The 16,186-nt window shown below is 54.1% G+C and carries 16 protein-coding genes; 6 read left to right on the forward strand and 10 right to left on the reverse strand.

From position 1 onward, the window contains the following. Positions 1 to 101: 101 nt before the first annotated feature. From KTH_RS26180 to KTH_RS26190, 3 genes are all read right to left on the reverse strand, one after another. Positions 102 to 701, reverse strand: a complete 600-nt coding sequence (locus KTH_RS26180) for an HD domain-containing protein (RefSeq protein WP_497621827.1) — start codon at positions 699 to 701, stop codon at positions 102 to 104. 126 nt (positions 702 to 827) lie between these two features. Next, the gene (holA, locus tag KTH_RS26185; RefSeq protein WP_497621829.1) at positions 828 to 1,847 is read right to left on the reverse strand and encodes a DNA polymerase III subunit delta; all 1,020 of its coding nucleotides are present in this window, start codon (positions 1,845 to 1,847) and stop codon (positions 828 to 830) included. A gap of 11 nt (positions 1,848 to 1,858) precedes the next feature. Beyond that, complete coding sequence (locus KTH_RS26190; RefSeq protein ID WP_497621831.1) at positions 1,859 to 2,179, reverse strand: PTS sucrose transporter subunit IIBC; 321 nt, start codon at positions 2,177 to 2,179, stop codon at positions 1,859 to 1,861. Positions 2,180 to 2,430: 251 nt separating this feature from the next. Here KTH_RS26190 and KTH_RS26195 point away from each other — a divergent pair, with 251 nt between their 5' ends. Beyond that, a complete protein-coding gene (locus KTH_RS26195) occupies positions 2,431 to 2,787 on the forward strand; it encodes a DUF4870 domain-containing protein (RefSeq protein ID WP_170142926.1) in 357 nt (118 codons plus the stop codon). Positions 2,788 to 2,860: 73 nt separating this feature from the next. Here KTH_RS26195 and KTH_RS26200 read toward each other — a convergent pair whose 3' ends face one another. The 3 genes from KTH_RS26200 to KTH_RS26210 form a co-directional block, all read right to left on the reverse strand. Further along, on the reverse strand, positions 2,861 to 3,337 hold the full coding sequence (locus KTH_RS26200) for a DUF6789 family protein (RefSeq protein ID WP_497621834.1): 477 nt from the start codon (positions 3,335 to 3,337) through the stop codon (positions 2,861 to 2,863). Between the two features lie 16 nt (positions 3,338 to 3,353). Continuing rightward, positions 3,354 to 4,205, reverse strand: a complete 852-nt coding sequence (locus KTH_RS26205; protein WP_497621836.1) for a DUF92 domain-containing protein — start codon at positions 4,203 to 4,205, stop codon at positions 3,354 to 3,356. Between the two features lie 154 nt (positions 4,206 to 4,359). Beyond that, a complete protein-coding gene (locus KTH_RS26210; protein ID WP_497621838.1) occupies positions 4,360 to 4,821 on the reverse strand; it encodes a RusA family crossover junction endodeoxyribonuclease in 462 nt (153 codons plus the stop codon). 259 nt (positions 4,822 to 5,080) lie between these two features. Here KTH_RS26210 and KTH_RS26215 point away from each other — a divergent pair, with 259 nt between their 5' ends. The 3 genes from KTH_RS26215 to KTH_RS26225 all read left to right on the forward strand — a co-directional run bounded on the left by KTH_RS26215 (position 5,081) and on the right by KTH_RS26225 (position 9,525). Continuing rightward, entirely contained in the window at positions 5,081 to 6,574 is a 1,494-nt protein-coding gene (locus tag KTH_RS26215; RefSeq protein WP_497621840.1) for a hypothetical protein, read from the forward strand. A gap of 83 nt (positions 6,575 to 6,657) precedes the next feature. Further along, the gene (locus KTH_RS26220) at positions 6,658 to 8,514 is read left to right on the forward strand and encodes a glutamate mutase L (protein ID WP_497621842.1); all 1,857 of its coding nucleotides are present in this window, start codon (positions 6,658 to 6,660) and stop codon (positions 8,512 to 8,514) included. 18 nt (positions 8,515 to 8,532) lie between these two features. After that, positions 8,533 to 9,525, forward strand: coding sequence for a hypothetical protein (locus tag KTH_RS26225; RefSeq protein ID WP_497621844.1), 993 nt, complete (start codon positions 8,533 to 8,535; stop codon positions 9,523 to 9,525). Positions 9,526 to 9,774: 249 nt separating this feature from the next. Here KTH_RS26225 and gpmI read toward each other — a convergent pair whose 3' ends face one another. Next, complete coding sequence (gene gpmI, locus KTH_RS26230; protein WP_497621846.1) at positions 9,775 to 11,355, reverse strand: 2,3-bisphosphoglycerate-independent phosphoglycerate mutase; 1,581 nt, start codon at positions 11,353 to 11,355, stop codon at positions 9,775 to 9,777. A gap of 238 nt (positions 11,356 to 11,593) precedes the next feature. Here gpmI and KTH_RS26235 point away from each other — a divergent pair, with 238 nt between their 5' ends. Together KTH_RS26235 and KTH_RS26240 are read left to right on the forward strand one after the other, a co-directional pair. Further along, positions 11,594 to 11,920 carry a hypothetical protein gene (locus KTH_RS26235; protein WP_497621848.1) on the forward strand — a complete coding sequence of 109 codons (327 nt, stop codon included), beginning with the start codon at positions 11,594 to 11,596 and terminating at the stop codon, positions 11,918 to 11,920. Between the two features lie 263 nt (positions 11,921 to 12,183). Next, complete coding sequence (locus tag KTH_RS26240) at positions 12,184 to 13,224, forward strand: hypothetical protein (protein WP_497621850.1); 1,041 nt, start codon at positions 12,184 to 12,186, stop codon at positions 13,222 to 13,224. Between the two features lie 87 nt (positions 13,225 to 13,311). Here KTH_RS26240 and KTH_RS26245 read toward each other — a convergent pair whose 3' ends face one another. The 3 genes from KTH_RS26245 to atpG all read right to left on the reverse strand — a co-directional run bounded on the left by KTH_RS26245 (position 13,312) and on the right by atpG (position 16,184). Continuing rightward, a complete protein-coding gene (locus KTH_RS26245) occupies positions 13,312 to 13,776 on the reverse strand; it encodes a F0F1 ATP synthase subunit epsilon (RefSeq protein WP_111325620.1) in 465 nt (154 codons plus the stop codon). Between the two features lie 6 nt (positions 13,777 to 13,782). After that, entirely contained in the window at positions 13,783 to 15,198 is a 1,416-nt protein-coding gene (gene atpD, locus KTH_RS26250; protein ID WP_111325621.1) for a F0F1 ATP synthase subunit beta, read from the reverse strand. Between the two features lie 89 nt (positions 15,199 to 15,287). After that, positions 15,288 to 16,184: an ATP synthase F1 subunit gamma gene (gene atpG, locus KTH_RS26255; RefSeq protein ID WP_111325622.1), complete on the reverse strand. Its 897-nt coding sequence runs from the start codon at positions 16,182 to 16,184 to the stop codon at positions 15,288 to 15,290. Positions 16,185 to 16,186: the final 2 nt, after the last annotated feature.

Consider the following 16,186-nt stretch of genomic DNA (forward strand, 5'->3'; position numbering starts at 1 on the left):
TGAGAGGCCATATGGAGCCTGTGCAGTGACCTGAAACAGTGACGAGCCAGTTCCTGGGTGCCTGACAGTATAGCATACTCGGAGACGCGGAAACATCGCTACTATTCGATTTCAGGCCAGAGCCGTTCTGCGCGGGCGCGACGGTAGAGCAGTTCATAAGCGCTGGCAATGGCGGGATCAAACTGCATCACTGGCTCATTATAGGCACGACTGGTTGTTTCGCTGACCTGCCGTTCTTGCCAGAGACGCCCCCGGGCAAAAATGTTCTGCGCAAAGGCCTGAAGCCGATCCATTGCCCGAGCGAACTGTGCTTCTGGCGTTTGCCCTTCCTCAAATTCGCGCCACCATTGATAGAGCTCTTCCCCGATATCTTCAGGAACCCGGGAAAAGAGAGTATGAGCTGCTGCCTCCTCTCTGGCCTGCTTATCACGATGCCCCTCCGCGTCGTGCGCGAAGGTATCGCCTGCGTAGATTTCGACCAGATCGTGCGTCAAAATAAGCTTGAGGGTATGTTCGAGGTCAACCGGCGTGGACAGCTCCTGATGGAGCAGGAGGGCAAACATTGCCATATGCCATGTATGTTCGGCGTCATTCTCGTGTCGGTCACTGTTTGTCAGATAAGCGGCACGATAGCACGTTTTAAATTGATCGATTGTTTCCAGGAAACCGATGATGTTGTGTAGCCGCTCAATATCGGCCATAATCCAGGTTCCCCCTTTTTCTCTCTTCATAGCACCAGAGTGCCAGGTGTTAGGACAGATTTTCGTCTGATCCTTCCTCATTGTAGCATACTGGTTTGTGGCTTTCAGAGGGAGAGAGGAGAATAGTCACGCACCAAAGCTCAGAATCAACATATCCAGAGCCATTTCAGGTGTCAGGCGACTGCGTTTGAGCGCTGCATCTGTTTCCAGTAACTTGCGGTAGGTGTTTTCAAGCTGTTGAGGTGTAAAGTTATTGACCTGACCGAGGGTCTTTTTCGCGATAAAGGGAGCCATGCCGAGCGTTGAGGCAATTTGTCCGTCTCGCATTCCCTTATGTGCCAGCTCCTTCACCAGCAACAATGAGCGTACCTGTGAGATGATAAGGCTGATCAGCTTGATTGGCGGCTCTCCATCCGAGAGCAGATCATGCAGGATATTTAAGGCCTGCTTGCGGTTGCGACGTGCCAGCGCATCGGTGAGGTCGAAAACTTTTGCCTCCTGGACCTGAGCGGAGAGCTTCTCGATCTCGCTGACAGTGATGGTTCCGTTATCACCGACATAGGTTGCCAGTTTGTCGATTTCGTTGGCAAGCAGACGAAGCTGATTTCCGATAAAGTTTGCCAGTAACGAGACTGCATCGGGGGTAATCGAGACGCCAACGCTCTTTGCTCGCTGCTTGATCCAGCTTTCCAGCGCGTTCCCTTTGGGAAGGGTACATTGCAGAACCTTACCGTATTTCTCGCCTGCTTTGACCAGCGGATGAGAGGCTTCAAGGGTCTCATCCGCTAGCAAGATCAGCACGGTATAGTCGGGCAACTGAGCGATATATTCTGCAAGAGCTTTCTCATAGGCTGCACGGGTCATTGCACCGCCCTTGCTTTTCTTGCTCCGTTTCCCTTTGGTCGCCTTTCCCGATGCGTCTGCTTCAGCGGTGCCTCTGCCTTTCTTCTTAGGAAGTCCCTCAACAACAATAAGGCGCTGTTCCGAGAGAAAAGGCATGGTATCGCTTGCCACGATAATCTTTTGCAGCTCGGTTGAGGAGCCATCAAAGATATCCTGGTTATAGCCAAAGTCGCCCTGCTTTTTCAGCGTTTTCAGGTGTTCTCTCAGGGTGAACTCATCGTCACCGTGAAGGAGATAAAACATATGTATCTACTTTAATGGGCCGCTGAATAATTGTTGCTTCGTTTTCCGCCAAGCAGCAGATCTGTCAGGATACCACCGACAAGACCGAGAATTGAACAGAAGAAGACCGAGCTAAAGAAAACGGCCAGCGGATCGGTGTTGATCAGCGGATTCGCGAAGATGTGTGTATCAGTCAGCAAGAGAATAACGAGAAAGCCAATCAGACCGGCAACAAATGCACCGCCTACAACAGCCGCTTTTTTACGCACTGCACTGAGCCAGAAGGCGAGGAACAGCGCGATCGGCAGGGAAATGAGAAAACCGAAGATATCAGCAATCAAAAAACCATCCATGAAGGGTTCAGCCTCCGCAAGAAATAATAGTTTTACCAAGCCAGTTGTACAGACTATTCCCAGGTTGTTACCAATTATACGGCAAATTTCCTATCCCGACAACAAGCCGTGTAATCAGAACAGTTGGCGAACACCCCTATCCCGATGGTCCTGTCATCGTGCAACAACACATGAGCCTTCTCCGTATATGTTAGCAGACTGGCGAAAATGTTCCAGGTTTGAAAATGTGAGGCATTTCCATGATGCAAAAGATGACATCTCTCGGACTGGATGAGCGGCTTGAACGAGTGCTTGCTTATCTCTTTGGGCCGTTCTCGGGTCTTTTCTTCTTCCTCTTTGAGAAGAATCGTAATGTGCGCTGGCACGGACTGCAATCCATTATTGTTTTTGGAGCCCTTTCGATCGTCATGTTTGGCATATCAATGCTCAAGGGAATGCTTGGCTGGTTACCAGTGTTGCACATCCTGACCGATTTTGGGCTTGGGTTGTTGTTGAATATTCTCTGGTGGGTCGGCGCTATTCTCTGGGGCTGGTTGATGGTAATGGCCTGGATGCATCCAGATTATCGGCTTCCGCTTATCAGCCAGTGGGTACGCCATATTGTCTGAGGCGCTGTGTATATAGATATGTGTTTACTTTTCCTGAAAAGGGGGGAAGCGATACTGAACGCTTCCCCTTTTTTTATGCCCTGTCACGATAGAGCAGGCCAAGTGTCAGACCATAGGCAAGGTGCCGCAGCAGGTTCTGACCAAAAGAGCGCCAGTTTGCCAGAGGGGGCATCTCGCCATTTTGAATCAGGGGATGGTACTTGTCCGCCAGCGGGGTCAGGACCCAGGCAGCGGTAATAAAGGCCTCACCGAAGATAGAGCCCTTGAGCCAATCGGGGCCAGGAAGAAACCGCTTGCCAATTGCTGCGTAGAGCTCGGCGAGCGCGACCCCGTTCAGTAAATGGATGAGCCAGGCGAGCACAAGGCTCTTCTTCGTTCGCTTTGTCCCGCCAATTATACCCTCAATAAAGCGAACATCATTGAAGCGATTCCCGATCAGGACTTTATCGCCTTCCATTGCGGCACTGTACACCAGCGTGGCGAGCAGGCCCGCGACGGCAGCCCGCCCAGGATGCCAGTTTTTCGAGAGAAGACGGAAGAGAAGGCGCATAGCTATTTCTATTTCCTCACCTTTCTTTTCTTGCTAAGATGACAGAGAGACCGTAAGCTCCTGCTGCAATCAGACTACCACACAACGTGGCAAGAAAGTTCACAACATCATTATTGCACCAGGAGTAGCCACGAAGCGGGCGAGTGTGAGTGCCACACCGATGAATGGGCTGTTCGGTCTCCTGCTGACAGGTGGAGCAGTAGTACATGGCCTGAACGGTCGCGCCAAGCACACTATCGATCATGCTGCCTGCGAAACCACTGAGCAATGTCAGGAACGGGAAATATTGTGCCCCCTTTTGCTTCAGGGAGAGTAGCAAGGAGAACAGGCCCAAGCTGAGGGCGCCGCTTGCTGCTGCCGCAGTGCCAAGCGGGGTGATGCCTCCTGATGTGCCCGGGGTGGTGATCTCACCGGTTGTCAGCAGACGGGGAGGATGAGGACTTAACACTCCTAGCTCGGTCGCCCAGGTATCGGCAGTCGCAGTTGCCAGGGCCCCCAGATAGCCAGCATGTAGCAGCTCTTTTGTGGTTGATGAGCGAGCCAGCCCATGCGCCAGTGCGAGCCCGGTGGCAACTCCACCATTGGCCGCGACCTGTGCAAGATCGCGCTGAGAGCCTTTGCTGAACTTGTCCGCGGCGGTTCGTTCTTTGTCCTGTACCCGGAAATGCGAGAGCAAAGTGGAAGAAACAAAGAAGAAGATCAGCGCAAAGCCCCAGGGCCAGCCGCCCGCACCAACGGTGGCGGTGCCGGTAATCGTTGCTCCTGCCACTCCGCCGCGACTAAGCGAGCGACGTTTATAAGCCAGGAGGCCTATGCCGCTACTCAAAAAAAGGCCGAAAAGTAGCCGTTTTCTGTGTTCTTTCGTCATTATAATTGTCACCTGATTCAGGACGTAGCTGTACAGTAAGGAGGTATCAATTTCGTAGTACTATGTATAAAATCGGCTGCTGCATCTGTTACAGAAAGCCATCTTTATCAGTTCTATCTTAGTGAAGGCGCGAAGGGCTGACAAGCATCAAAGACTAAGTAAGAAGAACGTACTGTTTATCGAATTGCCAATCTGTGAGCGCCTCCATTTCAAGATAGAGATGGGGGTGAAGCGGGTCGATATGTTTCATAAGATGAATATTCACTACCCTATTGTCATTTACCCCGAGCCCTTCACAAAGCGCGTCCAGGGTGATTTTAAGCCCTCCGTCGAGATCCCGCTTGAATGGGGTCTCAAAATAGAAATCGAGGAAAAGTGCCAGGTAGCTAGCCTGAAACTGCTTGCGGAGCCAATCTGTCAGGTGCCCTTGCTGCTCCAGTGTGCGTAGTGCAGCCCGGACATTCTGTTTGAAGCGACGAGCTATCTGCGTGCTGACGCGGTACCCATTTACAGTAGCGTATTGCTCGTTAATGCTCGGTGGAAGTGGAAGCGTCAAATATAATGTAAATGGCGGCTGTTTTGTTATCCCACTTTTGCCCGACAGTTGCTCTGGCATGGGTATCTCCTGGTGTAGTACTTTTTGGAATGTATATGGTGTGTATTGTATCATATCAGCATGTCTCTTTTTGTAAATTGCTGTCATTGTCACGTGCCGAGAAGAGTGATACACTGCCAAAGAAAGCGAGACCTGGCGAAAGTGAGGAGCAATAGTGATTACGTGTAACCGCTGTGGGAAGTTAACGCCTGCTACTACAGGGAGGTGCCAATCATGCGGCGCACCTCTTTCCGGCAGAGTTGGAAATGAGCAAGCACAGATGAGTCCCCCGGCCCAACAGGGTCAACCGGGATTGCCGCCCTGGCTGGAATCGTTGAGAGCAAACGAGCGGCCTGCGACCCCTCCACGCAGTCCTAATGCGTTTCCTGCCGCTGATCTGGTAGAGGAAGGCGCATTGCCGCCCTGGATGCGCCCTGCTGGTATGGAGAATGATCAGAGCCTCTCTGGCCCTCAGGCCGCTGTGAGTCCTGCTTCTTTCGCCACTCCTGCTACCGATGAGAGCAAGAAATCAATTTCCGCTAGCTCGCTCATTGATGAAAAATCTTTGCCTTCCTGGATGAAGGATCAGCAGTCTTCCGGTGAGATCCCGCAATCAGGTATTGATGCATCCAGCCTGGTTGAGCCCGAGGCCCTGCCTGATTGGCTCAAAAATATTGGAACACCGGCGCAGCCCGCTGCTGCTCAGCCTGCGCAACCCAACAGGCGGCAGCCACAACAACAACCGCCAGCGATGCAGCCGCCGGCAAATACGATGTTCCCGGGCACGCAACAAGCGCAGCCACAGCAGCCGCCAGCAGCTTTCCAGCCGCCGAAACCCGGTCAGTTGTTGTCTGCGCAGGATCTACTTGACTCGCAGTCTCTGCCTTCCTGGATGAAACAAGAAGATCCATCACCAGCCGGAGGCGTGGAGCAGCCTGTACAGCCAGGAATTGCCGCTTCGTCTCTGCTCGACGAAAACGCGTTGCCGAGCTGGATGCAGGAAAGCGGACAGCAGAATTCAACGATGCCTGCTCCGAACAGTGGCGTTTTTCAGGCCCCGTCTGCTGTGCCAGCAACGCCAGGGGGAGCACAGAACATTCCGTCTGAGGGCGGGAATCTGGTAGCGTCATCCTTAATCGATGAGAGCTCGCTACCCACCTGGCTACGTGAGGGAGGCCAGGAGCAGCAGGGAGGCAACAACCAGTATCGTTCCGGGGTCTTTCACTCAAATACTGCCAGTATGCGCGTTCCAAGCCGCCCGAAGAGCGAGGTAGCGGCTTCCGAAGGAACAGAAGTGGCTGCGAATGTTTTTGCTTCTATGCTTGGAGTGGCATCTGTTGCGCCCAATCTTCCGCAATCACAGCCACAGCAGCAGCCGCAGTCGCCACCGATGATGGCACCGAATACGTCGTTGGGTGTGCCTGATTCTCCTGTGCCACAGCAGCCTGCTATGTCTCAGCATGGCATGATGCAACCTATGCAGGGGATGCCATCTGGTATAATGAATGCACCGCAGCAACCCGGATCTCTCAACGGGATTCCCAATACACCCGGCGACAATCAGCCTGGCTATGGGGGTGGCTATTCAGCGCAGGGGCCCTATATGCAACAACAGCAGCCTGCTTCTGGCGCGTTATCACAGATGGGACAGAACCCGATGATGCAGCAGCAAGGCATGCCGCCTGCTCCGGCCTATGGTGTGCCTGCTGAACAGAAACCGGCGAAGCGTGGCATTTTCCAGGCAATCCTGGACTTGTTCCGGGTAAACAAGTAAGAGCTGAAAGCAGGCGTCTCTGTCAGACAACAAACTGCTTGATACATTTCTTCCGCTAACTTCAGAGGAGAGAACGACCGGAGATGTTTACACAACCCTTTTCAGAGGGAGAACAGGGGCCTGCATATGACCAGAACCAGGGGCAGAATACGGCGAATGCCGGTTCGCTCCTGGTTGCCGATGTAGGTTCCGTATTTACAAAGGTCTCGCTATTTGGGCTGGTGGAGGGCCAATATCGCTTAATGGCGCGTGGAGAAGCGCCAACTACGGTGACTCCACCACAAGAAGATATCTTGCAGGGAGTAATCCAGGCAATTCATTCCATCGAGCATATTACTGGACGCCGTTTCGTGAATGAGAAGCAGGTCCTTACTCCCGAGCAGCCTAATGGCGATGGTGTTGATGTATTTATTGCAACAATAAGCGCAGGGGGCTCCTTACGCCTCCTGGTTTTGGGCGGGGTCGATGAGACGCTTGAGAAGCTGGTTGATCAGGCTGTCTCAGGACTCTATGCTGAAATATACCCGCTTCCTTCCCCCTCTTTCCAGGCTGCAAGAGCTTCTTCCCAGACCGCAAACCCACAGCAAGCCTGGTCGCGCGAGCGTATTGCTCAGGAGTGGGAGCGCCAGGTTTCCCGGTTGCGTGAGCTGCATCCACAGGGAGCATTAATTGTTGGCATGGCACAGGGACCCGCAGGACCGCATGCGCTCCAGGAAGCGTGCCAGCTTCTGGCTGTTTCCGCACGAGAGCTCAAACAGCAGAATCCCGCCCTCACTTCTGCGCCGTATTCAGTGATCTATGCTGGTGCGCCTCAATATGTTGAGGCAAGTCATCGCTTACTGGCGGGCGCAGCCGATTTCACCAGAGCAGAGCCCCTGACCTCTCAGGCTCAACTTGCCTCAATGAGTATGGCTGTCGGTCAGCTGCATGAGCAGAAAATCATTCAGCGCCTGCCTGGTTATACCGGTCTGGTTGCATGGACCGAGACGCCACCAGTGGCAACAGCGACCTCATTGAGTAGTCTGGTACGCTTCCTCGCACAGCATTACTCTATGAATGTGACCGCGATTGATGTTGGTGGTGCAACAACGACTGCGATGATTGCTGGAGAGCAGGGCGAATTTATTCCTGTTGTCAATGCGGGCATCGGCGTGGGATCCTCTATTAGCGCCATTTTACAGAAAGTTGGCTGGCAACGTGTGGCCCGCTGGCTTCCCTTTACTATCTCTGAGGAAGAGATTCGCCAGTTCGCGTTACAGCATATGACCCATGCAGAGAGTGTTCCGACCAGCATTCGCGATTTACAGATTATGCAGGCGTTTGCGCGCGAGGCGATGATCCTGACAATGGAGGAGGCGAAGAAGACAAGCGGCTTGTGGCCAGATTCAGATCTGATTCTGGCAACTGGCGGCGTGCTTGCCCATGTGCCCAAGTTCTCACAGGCGGCGATGATGATTCTGGATGCTTTACAGCCAAAGGGAGTCACATCGCTGGTGCTGGATCGCACCATGCTGATTCCTCAGCTTGGCGCGGTGGCGGCGGTCGCTCCTCTGACAGCGGTTCAGGTCAATGAGAACGACGCTGTCACGCATCGTCTGGGGGCCTGTGTTATTCCTTTTGGTGACTTGAAACCGGGTGAGCTGGCAGTACGTGTCGGGGTTGAGTATAGTAATGGGCGACAACTGGATGTTGACGTGATGGCTGGCTCAATGGAAGTCATTCCACTGGGAATGAACGAGCAGGCGCTATTAACGCTCTATCCTGCTCCCGGGGTTGATGTCGGGCTTGGTCCCGGCGAACGCGCCCGGGTGGCTGAGGAGATTGATGGCGGGCTTGTTGGCTTGATTATTGACGCCCGGGGACGGCCTCTGGTCTTGCCAACGAATGAGCTTGAGAGGCAGGCGCGCCTCACTCAATGGATGCAGGCATTAGGAGGCTAACAGGGAGGAGGCCACGCTGTGAGCTATCCACTAGGTTGGTCTGTTATTCCACAAATGATGATAAAAAGGGAGCGCTGGCCCGGTGGGAACAGCTATCGGTCTGTTATTCCCCTGGTACGACCCGGACAAAATGTCCTTCCCGAGCAACCTGTGATTCGTGTTGAGCAGATACGCTTTCAGGAAGTACAACCATATCAGGAGTCGAGAACATCTCGTTCTCGGCTCTCTTTGTCTTCGGCGTCAAATCCGGCACTGCGGGCTATTCCGCAGGCGGAGCTGGTCTTCTCGGGATTATGGGGACGGGTGACAGAGTTGACCCGGCGTGGTGGAGTGGTGATCGAGAGCAGGGCGACCGTGATTCAGGGAAAGCTCGGGGTAGGCTATCAGGTGTGTGGCGCGCTCACCCTCTGGCATAATGGGCGCATCACACCGCAGAAGCCCGGTACCATTCTGGTGATACCCGGCCCGCTCACCTTTTCCCAGTTGCGTCAGGCCAGCGAGGCAGGGGTGGCCGGTGTGATTGCCGGCAGCATCACCCTGCGCGATCTGGAAGGATTTTTACGGGTTGACCTCTTACAATTGTTGGCTTCCGAGCAGATTGAGCGAATTACCGCGCATCTTCCCCGTTTAACCCTGATGTTTACCGAGGGTGTGGGCGAGTTCTCCATGCCTGCTCGCATCGCGAACTTGCTGAGCAGCTATCAGGGGGCCCCGGTCCTGCTCTCCGGGCTGACTTCCACACGGCTGCATCTGGTGCCAGAGTTGCTTATCTCCCTGCCCTACAACAAACAGGAACACTGGACGCCTGTCCACCCTGATCTTACGCTGGCAATCGGTGCCTATGTGCGTATCAATAGCGGCGAATATATGGGAGCAACGGGCGTGCTCGACTATATTTTCTCCTATGATCAGGAATTTCCTTCAGGTATAAGGACGCGTGCCATGCGTGTCATGCTTGAAGATGGTACACCGGTTGTTGTGCCGAGCACATCGCTGGAGCGGCTTGGCTAAGCGGTTGGCTGCACAGTTATCCACAATTATACAGAGTTATCCACAGAATAAGTGGATAACTCTTGTACTTTTCCTGCGAAAACTATCCTCAGAGCATAGTTCGCTGTAAGGAATGCTCAAATAACTCTTCTTTTCGTAGAAGCATCTTCTATGGAAAAGGGTGTAGCATAGCTGTCTCGATTGGGAGTATGAAAAAACCTGTAGGGGAATGCAATAGTTGCTTGAAGGCCCCTACAGGCTGCCTGAGCGTCAGGAAAGCAGCAGCGAACGGCCGCTCATATCCTTTGGCTGTTGTATGCCCATGATTTGCAGGATGGTGGGGGCAACGTCTGCCAGAATGCCATCAGTGCGCAGTTTGGCGTGAGCCAGGTGAGGCGAAACAAGATAGAGTGGTACCGGGTTGGTGGTATGGGCCGTAAACGGCTTGCCGGTATCATACTCAATAAGCTGTTCTGCGTTGCCGTGGTCGGCTGTAATCAGGATGTTTCCGCCCATTTGAAGCGTTGTTTCCACAACCTGCCCGACTCCTTTGTCAACGGCCTCACAGGCTTTCATTGCGGCCTCAATCACACCTGTATGTCCGACCATATCGGCGTTCGCATAGTTCATCACGATAAAGCTGTAATCCCCGGTGCGGATATGCTCAATCGCTGTTTTTGTGACGCCTTCGGCGCTCATTTCCGGTTGCAGGTCATAGGTCGGAACCTTTGGTGAGGGAACGATCTCGCGATCTTCACCCGTGAACGGTGTTTCACGCCGGCCATTGATAAAATAGGTCACATGGGCGTATTTCTCGGTCTCGGCGGTATGGAACTGGCGCATGCCTTGCTCAGAGATCACGCGTGCAATCGGCATCTCGACCTCATCAGCACGGAACGCCACCTCTGCATCAAGGCCGGGCTCATACTCGGTCATCATCACAAACACAAGATCTTCCATGCGAGGACCGCGCGGGAACTTTTCGACCGCCTGCGGTGACATCTTGGGAAGCACAAAGGCCTTTGTGAGCTGACGAGCGCGATCGGGACGGAAGTTGTAGTGAATGACGGCATCGCCGGGCTGAACCATCGCGACTGGATGACCATTCTCCATAATCACGGTCGGTTCAATGAACTCATCAGTGACGTTTTTATCGTAGGACTGCTGGATTGCTGCCAGGGCAGAATCAGCCTGCAAGCCTTCGCCGCGGGTCATCGCGAAGTAGGTACGTCCGGTCCGATCCCATCGGTTATCGCGGTCCATTGCGTAGTAGCGACCGGTAACGGTAGCGACGCGGGCCGGGTGTTGCGGGTTGATCTCGCGGGCGCGTGTTTCCAGGCGCTTCATAAACTCGATGCCACCGGTGGGCGAAGAGTCGCGACCATCAGTAAAGGAGTGAATATACACACGTTCAAGATCGTGCTTCTCGGCAAGCTGAAGCAGGGCCTCCAGATGGCTTTCATGGGCATGAACACCGCCATTGCCAAGCAGGCCGCAGATGTGGAGCTGCGAGTTATTCTTCTTGACATGCTCGATAGCCCTCATAAAGGCGGGGTTATGGAAGAAGCTGCCGTCGCGAATGGACTCACTGACGCGGGTGTAGTCCTGTAGAACGCGCTTTCCGGCTCCGATATTCTGGTGACCGACCTCGGAGTTTCCCATCTGGCCGGGGGGCAAACCAACGGCCTCGCCGGACGTTTTGACCGCCGTGTGAGGCCACTCACGCGCAATGGTATCTAGATTGGGGGTACGAGCAAGCGCGATAGCGTTCCCTTCTTTACGAGGGTTGATGCCCCAACCATCCATAATAATCAGAACGAACGGGCGTTGCCCGCTATGAAAAGTGCTCATAATATTCAATCCCAAAACAGCAAATGTATTTCCTGCATCTTGAAGAAAAGCAGGATACGAGAAGAAACCAGAAGAGTGATGGATGTTGCCTCAAGACACAATGCAGTGTCTCTTTATTGTAGCACGCAAAACCCTGATCTGTATCCGAACCGGGTTGTCTATCGTGTTTCTGATATGCGTGATGATGCGAGAAGAAGCGGAACAATGTTTGTTTTGTCGATAAATGGGGGTGAAAAGTATGTCCTGGTTCACTTCATCTGATTGGCTACCTGTCTGGTTAGGTTTTATCCTCGTGATTTTGGGGATAGTCCTGATTGTACAGATCATTGGCTTACGGCGTGTGTCGAAGCGACAAGGAACTGAGCAGGTAGGAGGGCCTGCGCACATTGATTTGAAGAACAAAGAGATTGCCAGAAAACTTGGGGATGAATCGGCGAGCGAGACCGGGAAAGATCCGCGTGGTACCGATATCGGTGGAGACTTCCGCGAGGTAACGCAGCGTCCACAGCCCAGTGAAGTACACCGCATGATGACGGGCGAGGAAGACAAGAAAAAGAGTCGCTAAAGCAGCGGCTCTTTCTGCTTGTCCTTTTTGATCGGGGTTTCTTTCAACTTCGCATGGTATTTCATCGTATAAAAAGCAAGGATCAGAGGCATACAAAGTATAGGGAGCGGTGCGCCATTTGATTTCCTGTGCTTGCTCCCGTTGTACATAGGTGAGAGGCCCTGGAAGGTGTTCACATGAAAAGTACAGTAGAGAGTTTGTGCTGTAAAAGAATGTAATACCAGTCAACAGAATGAGTGCATGAAGTATAAAGAAGGACGGTTATGAAGCAGAGAGAACGGAGCACCTCTTTTATCAAGAAGCGAGGGGGACAAGGTATCCTGGCGCTCCTGGCGGCGTGTCTGCTGGTACTGTTTACGACAACAAGTACTCTGGCTGCCAGCGTGAATATCGAGGATCGAGCCGGGATATTGCAGGATCGCGGGCGCATTCAAAACGCGGCCCAGTCGCTTGAGTATCCTGTCACTATCTATACGATGTCTGGCTTTAATGGCGATCAGCGCGCCTTTGAGCAGAAGACGAAAGCGAGCGTCAAGAGCAAAAATCAGATTGTGATGGCGATTACGCTGCGTCTGGGCAGTGGGGGCGGTCGAGTTGCGATCTCGGGTGGCTCTGACGTGAAACTCAATGGTAGCGATTACTCAACCGCTTCCAAAGCATTTACCGACAAGAAGCAGAGCGGTGGAAGTTTCTCTGATGCAGCCGCAGCCGCCCTTGAGTCATTGAGCAGTGCTTCCAGTGGTGGACCGCTCGGGAGCATCAGCCGTGGCGGTGGCTTTGGCACCTGGTGTTGTATTGGTTTGCTGGTTCTTCTGGGGCTGGGCATCTTTGGTATTATCCGCTCCCGCAAAAACAGACCTGGCGGTTTTGGTGGCGGTGGCTTTGGCGGCTTTGGCAATCTCTTCAATCGTGGGCCGCGCCCGACACCTCCTCCGCCATATGGTGAGCAGCCCTATAACCAGTATGGGCAGCCTTATCCGCCAAATTATGGCCCGAATTATGGTCCCGATTATGACCGACGGCGTGGCGGAATGAATCCCTGGGCGGCTGGCGGTCTGGGTGCCGCTGCCGGTGGATTGCTTGGCTATGAGCTTGGACGTCACGCGGGTGAAAACGAGGCCCATAACAATGATGGAGGCTTCGGCGAAGACGTAGGGAGCAGCGGCTTTGACAGTGATTATGGCGGTGACAGTGGTTTCGGCGGAGACGTAGGGAGCAGTGGCTTTGACAGTGACTTTGGTGGTGGAGACTTTGGCGGAGGGGACTTCGGTGGTGGTGGTGATTCAGGGAGTAGCGGTTTCTAGGCGTAACGCAGCAAGAGACAGAAAAACAATGACCCCCGGCAATGCCGGGGGTTCTTTTTTTGCCTTGCCTGTTCAGAACAGGTCGCCTTAGTCGTGGACACCTTGCACATCGAGGCGGCGGCGTGTGCGGCGGCGTGCGAATTCGAGTACATGCAGGCGAGAAACTGCCCGCTCAAGGGCTGCCTGATACTCGGCCCGCTCCTCCGCGTTTGAGGCCTCTGCCAGACGCTGCTGTGCACGCTGACGGGCTTCCTCCGCTCGTGCCCGGTCGATTTCTTCCGCATGTTCGGCGGCATCGGCCAGGATGGTGACGCGGTTATTGGCTACTTCCAGGAAGCCACCAGAAACGAAGAGCGGAGCTTCTGCGTCGCCAAGCTCAATGCGGAGCATGCCAGGGGTCAGGAAGGTCAGCAGAGCGGCATGGCCTGGAAGAATGCCTAGCTGCCCATCTGCGCCTGGGGCCTGAACCTGCGTCGCTTCGCCGTTGTACAGCTCACGCTCTGCGGTCACCACTTCGACATGCAGGGTCTTTTCTGGAGCCCTACTTGCCATTTTCTCTTATTCCTTCTCTTCCTCGTAGGAAGCGACGACCTCTGAGATGTTCCCCTTCATATAGAAGTGGTGCTCAGGAATATGGTCATATTTTCCTTCGAGAATCTCTTTAAAGCCGGTAACGGTATCCTTCAGAGAAACGTACTTACCAGGGCGGCCAGTAAACACCTCAGCGACAGCGAACGGCTGTGCGAAGAAGCGCTGAAGCTTACGAGCGCGGGCCACGATCAGTTTGTCATCATCGGACAGTTCGTCGATACCCAGGATGGCAATGATGTCCTGAAGGTCCTTATAGCGCTGAAGGACGCGCTGTACGCCACGGGCCACATTGTAGTGCTCTTCACCGACAACCTGCGGGTCCAGAATGCGGCTGGTCGAGGCCAGCGGGTCGATCGCCGGGTAGATACCCTGCTCGAAGATACCGCGGTCAAGCACGAGTGTTGAGTCAAGGTGCGCGAAGGTCGTTGCCGGTGCGGGGTCGGTGTAGTCGTCAGCGGGGACGTACACGGCCTGCATCGAGGTAACAGAACCCTTCTTCGTCGACGTGATGCGTTCCTGCAACTCACCCATTTCCTCAGCCAGGTTTGGCTGATATCCCACGGCGGACGGCATTCGACCGAGCAGCGCGGACACCTCAGCACCGGCCTGAGTGAAACGGAAGATGTTGTCGATAAAGAGTAGCACGTCACGGCCCTCGACATCGCGGAAGTATTCAGCGATCGTCAGACCGGTCAGCGCCACGCGCAGGCGGGAGCCAGGAGGCTCGTTCATCTGACCGAAGACCATGGCCAGACGGTCGATAACGCCACTCTCTTCCATTTCATGGTAGAGGTCATTTCCTTCGCGGGTGCGCTCACCGACGCCAGCGAACACGGAGTAACCGCCGTGACCTTTTGCGATGTTGTTGATGAGCTCCTGAATGGTAACGGTCTTGCCCACACCGGCACCGCCGAACGCGCCGATCTTACCACCTTTTACAAAGGGGCAGACGAGGTCAATAACCTTAATACCGGTTTCCAGGATCTCAACAGTAGAAGCCTGTTCTTCTAGGTCAGGAGCCGGGCGGTGAATAGGCCAGCGCTCGGTGCCCTCGACGGCCGGCTTGTTGTCTACCGGTTGACCAAGAACGTTGAAGATACGACCGAGCGTCTGAGGGCCGACTGGAACAGAGATCGGTGCGCCGGTATCTTCGACCTCAACGCCACGCTGCAAGCCATCTGTAGGACCCATAGCAACGCAGCGGACCCAGTTATTGCCGAGGTGCTGTTCCACCTCCAAAGAGAGGTCTTCATCAGCACCGGCAGGGCGGACGCGAAGTTCGTTGTAAATTTCAGGCAGTTTATCTGTGGGGAATTCGACGTCTACAACTGCCCCCAGAACCTGCACGACTTTACCCTTCGTACGGGTTGGTGCTTGCGTCATAGTATGTATCTCTCCATCATCGAGGCAGTTCGTATTGCAAATGCCTCTCGTTGTTCTCTCTGTTTTCTATGAAACGACGTGTTAATTGCTTATCCCAGGGCTTCTGCACCAGAGACCACTTCGAGAATCTGCGTCGTGATCGCGCTCTGGCGAGCCTTGTTATAGGTCAAGGTCAGGTCCTGAATCAGTTCTTTTGCACTGTCGGTTGCGTTTTTCATCGCTACCATTTGTGCTGAATAGAAGCTTGCAATGGTTTCGAGCAGTGCTTGATAGACCTGCACATCGACGTAACGAGGGAGCAGCGCCTTGAAAATCTCTTTTGCGTCTGGCTCATAGATATAATCCAGAGCCTCTTTTGTGTCTGCTTCTCCTGTTGGCGGCTGAACCGGGAGAAGCTGTTCCACAGTGGGAACCTGGGTGACGGTGTTGACGAACTTTGGATAGGCCAGATAGACAACGTCAACATCGCCCTTGATAAAGGCGTCCACTGCGACCTGTGCGATGGCGCTGGCATCATTCATACCCGGACGATCACCGAGATTGGTAAACTCCGCGATAAGTTGCTGCTGCGTGCGCACAAGGAAATCGCGGCTCTTACGCCCGACAGCGATATATTCGATGTTCGGGGTGATGCCGTTGCTTTCCAGTCGGCGCTGCTCTTCCAGTGCGCTGTTCGCCAGTTTTCTGTTGATATTGCCGGGTAGCGCGCCGCAGAGACCGCGATCAGGCGAAATGACCAGATAGCCGACCTTGCGGACCGGACGCTGCTTGAGCAACTCAACTTCTTCGCCCAGTTCCTCGGTGTCGGTCACGCTTGCCAGACGCGAGACCAGGCCGCGGATCTGCTCGGCATAAGGACGGGAATATTGTACCCGATCCTGCGCGCGGCGCATCTTACTGCTGGCTACCATCTGCATAGCCTTCGTAATCTGCGCCGTGTTAGACACAGACCGTATACGCCGCCGTATTTCACGGGTTGATGGCATAA

This window comes from Thermosporothrix sp. COM3 (assembly GCF_059696735.1).

Bases quoted from the DNA above. Each gene is read 5' to 3' on its own strand.
- KTH_RS26180 (WP_497621827.1), bottom strand. From the start codon at position 701: ATGGCCGATATTGAGCGGCTACACAACATCATCGGTTTCCTGGAAACA.
- holA (WP_497621829.1), bottom strand. From the start codon at position 1,847: ATGTTTTATCTCCTTCACGGTGACGATGAGTTCACCCTGAGAGAACAC.
- KTH_RS26190 (WP_497621831.1), bottom strand. From the start codon at position 2,179: ATGGATGGTTTTTTGATTGCTGATATCTTCGGTTTTCTCATTTCCCTG.
- KTH_RS26195 (WP_170142926.1), top strand. From the start codon at position 2,431: ATGACATCTCTCGGACTGGATGAGCGGCTTGAACGAGTGCTTGCTTAT.
- KTH_RS26200 (WP_497621834.1), bottom strand. From the start codon at position 3,337: ATGCGCCTTCTCTTCCGTCTTCTCTCGAAAAACTGGCATCCTGGGCGG.
- KTH_RS26205 (WP_497621836.1), bottom strand. From the start codon at position 4,205: ATGACGAAAGAACACAGAAAACGGCTACTTTTCGGCCTTTTTTTGAGT.
- KTH_RS26210 (WP_497621838.1), bottom strand. From the start codon at position 4,821: ATGCCAGAGCAACTGTCGGGCAAAAGTGGGATAACAAAACAGCCGCCA.
- KTH_RS26215 (WP_497621840.1), top strand. From the start codon at position 5,081: ATGAGTCCCCCGGCCCAACAGGGTCAACCGGGATTGCCGCCCTGGCTG.
- KTH_RS26220 (WP_497621842.1), top strand. From the start codon at position 6,658: ATGTTTACACAACCCTTTTCAGAGGGAGAACAGGGGCCTGCATATGAC.
- gpmI (WP_497621846.1), bottom strand. From the start codon at position 11,355: ATGAGCACTTTTCATAGCGGGCAACGCCCGTTCGTTCTGATTATTATG.
- KTH_RS26235 (WP_497621848.1), top strand. From the start codon at position 11,594: ATGTCCTGGTTCACTTCATCTGATTGGCTACCTGTCTGGTTAGGTTTT.
- KTH_RS26240 (WP_497621850.1), top strand. From the start codon at position 12,184: ATGAAGCAGAGAGAACGGAGCACCTCTTTTATCAAGAAGCGAGGGGGA.
- KTH_RS26245 (WP_111325620.1), bottom strand. From the start codon at position 13,776: ATGGCAAGTAGGGCTCCAGAAAAGACCCTGCATGTCGAAGTGGTGACC.
- atpD (WP_111325621.1), bottom strand. From the start codon at position 15,198: ATGACGCAAGCACCAACCCGTACGAAGGGTAAAGTCGTGCAGGTTCTG.
- atpG (WP_111325622.1), bottom strand. From the start codon at position 16,184: ATGCCATCAACCCGTGAAATACGGCGGCGTATACGGTCTGTGTCTAAC.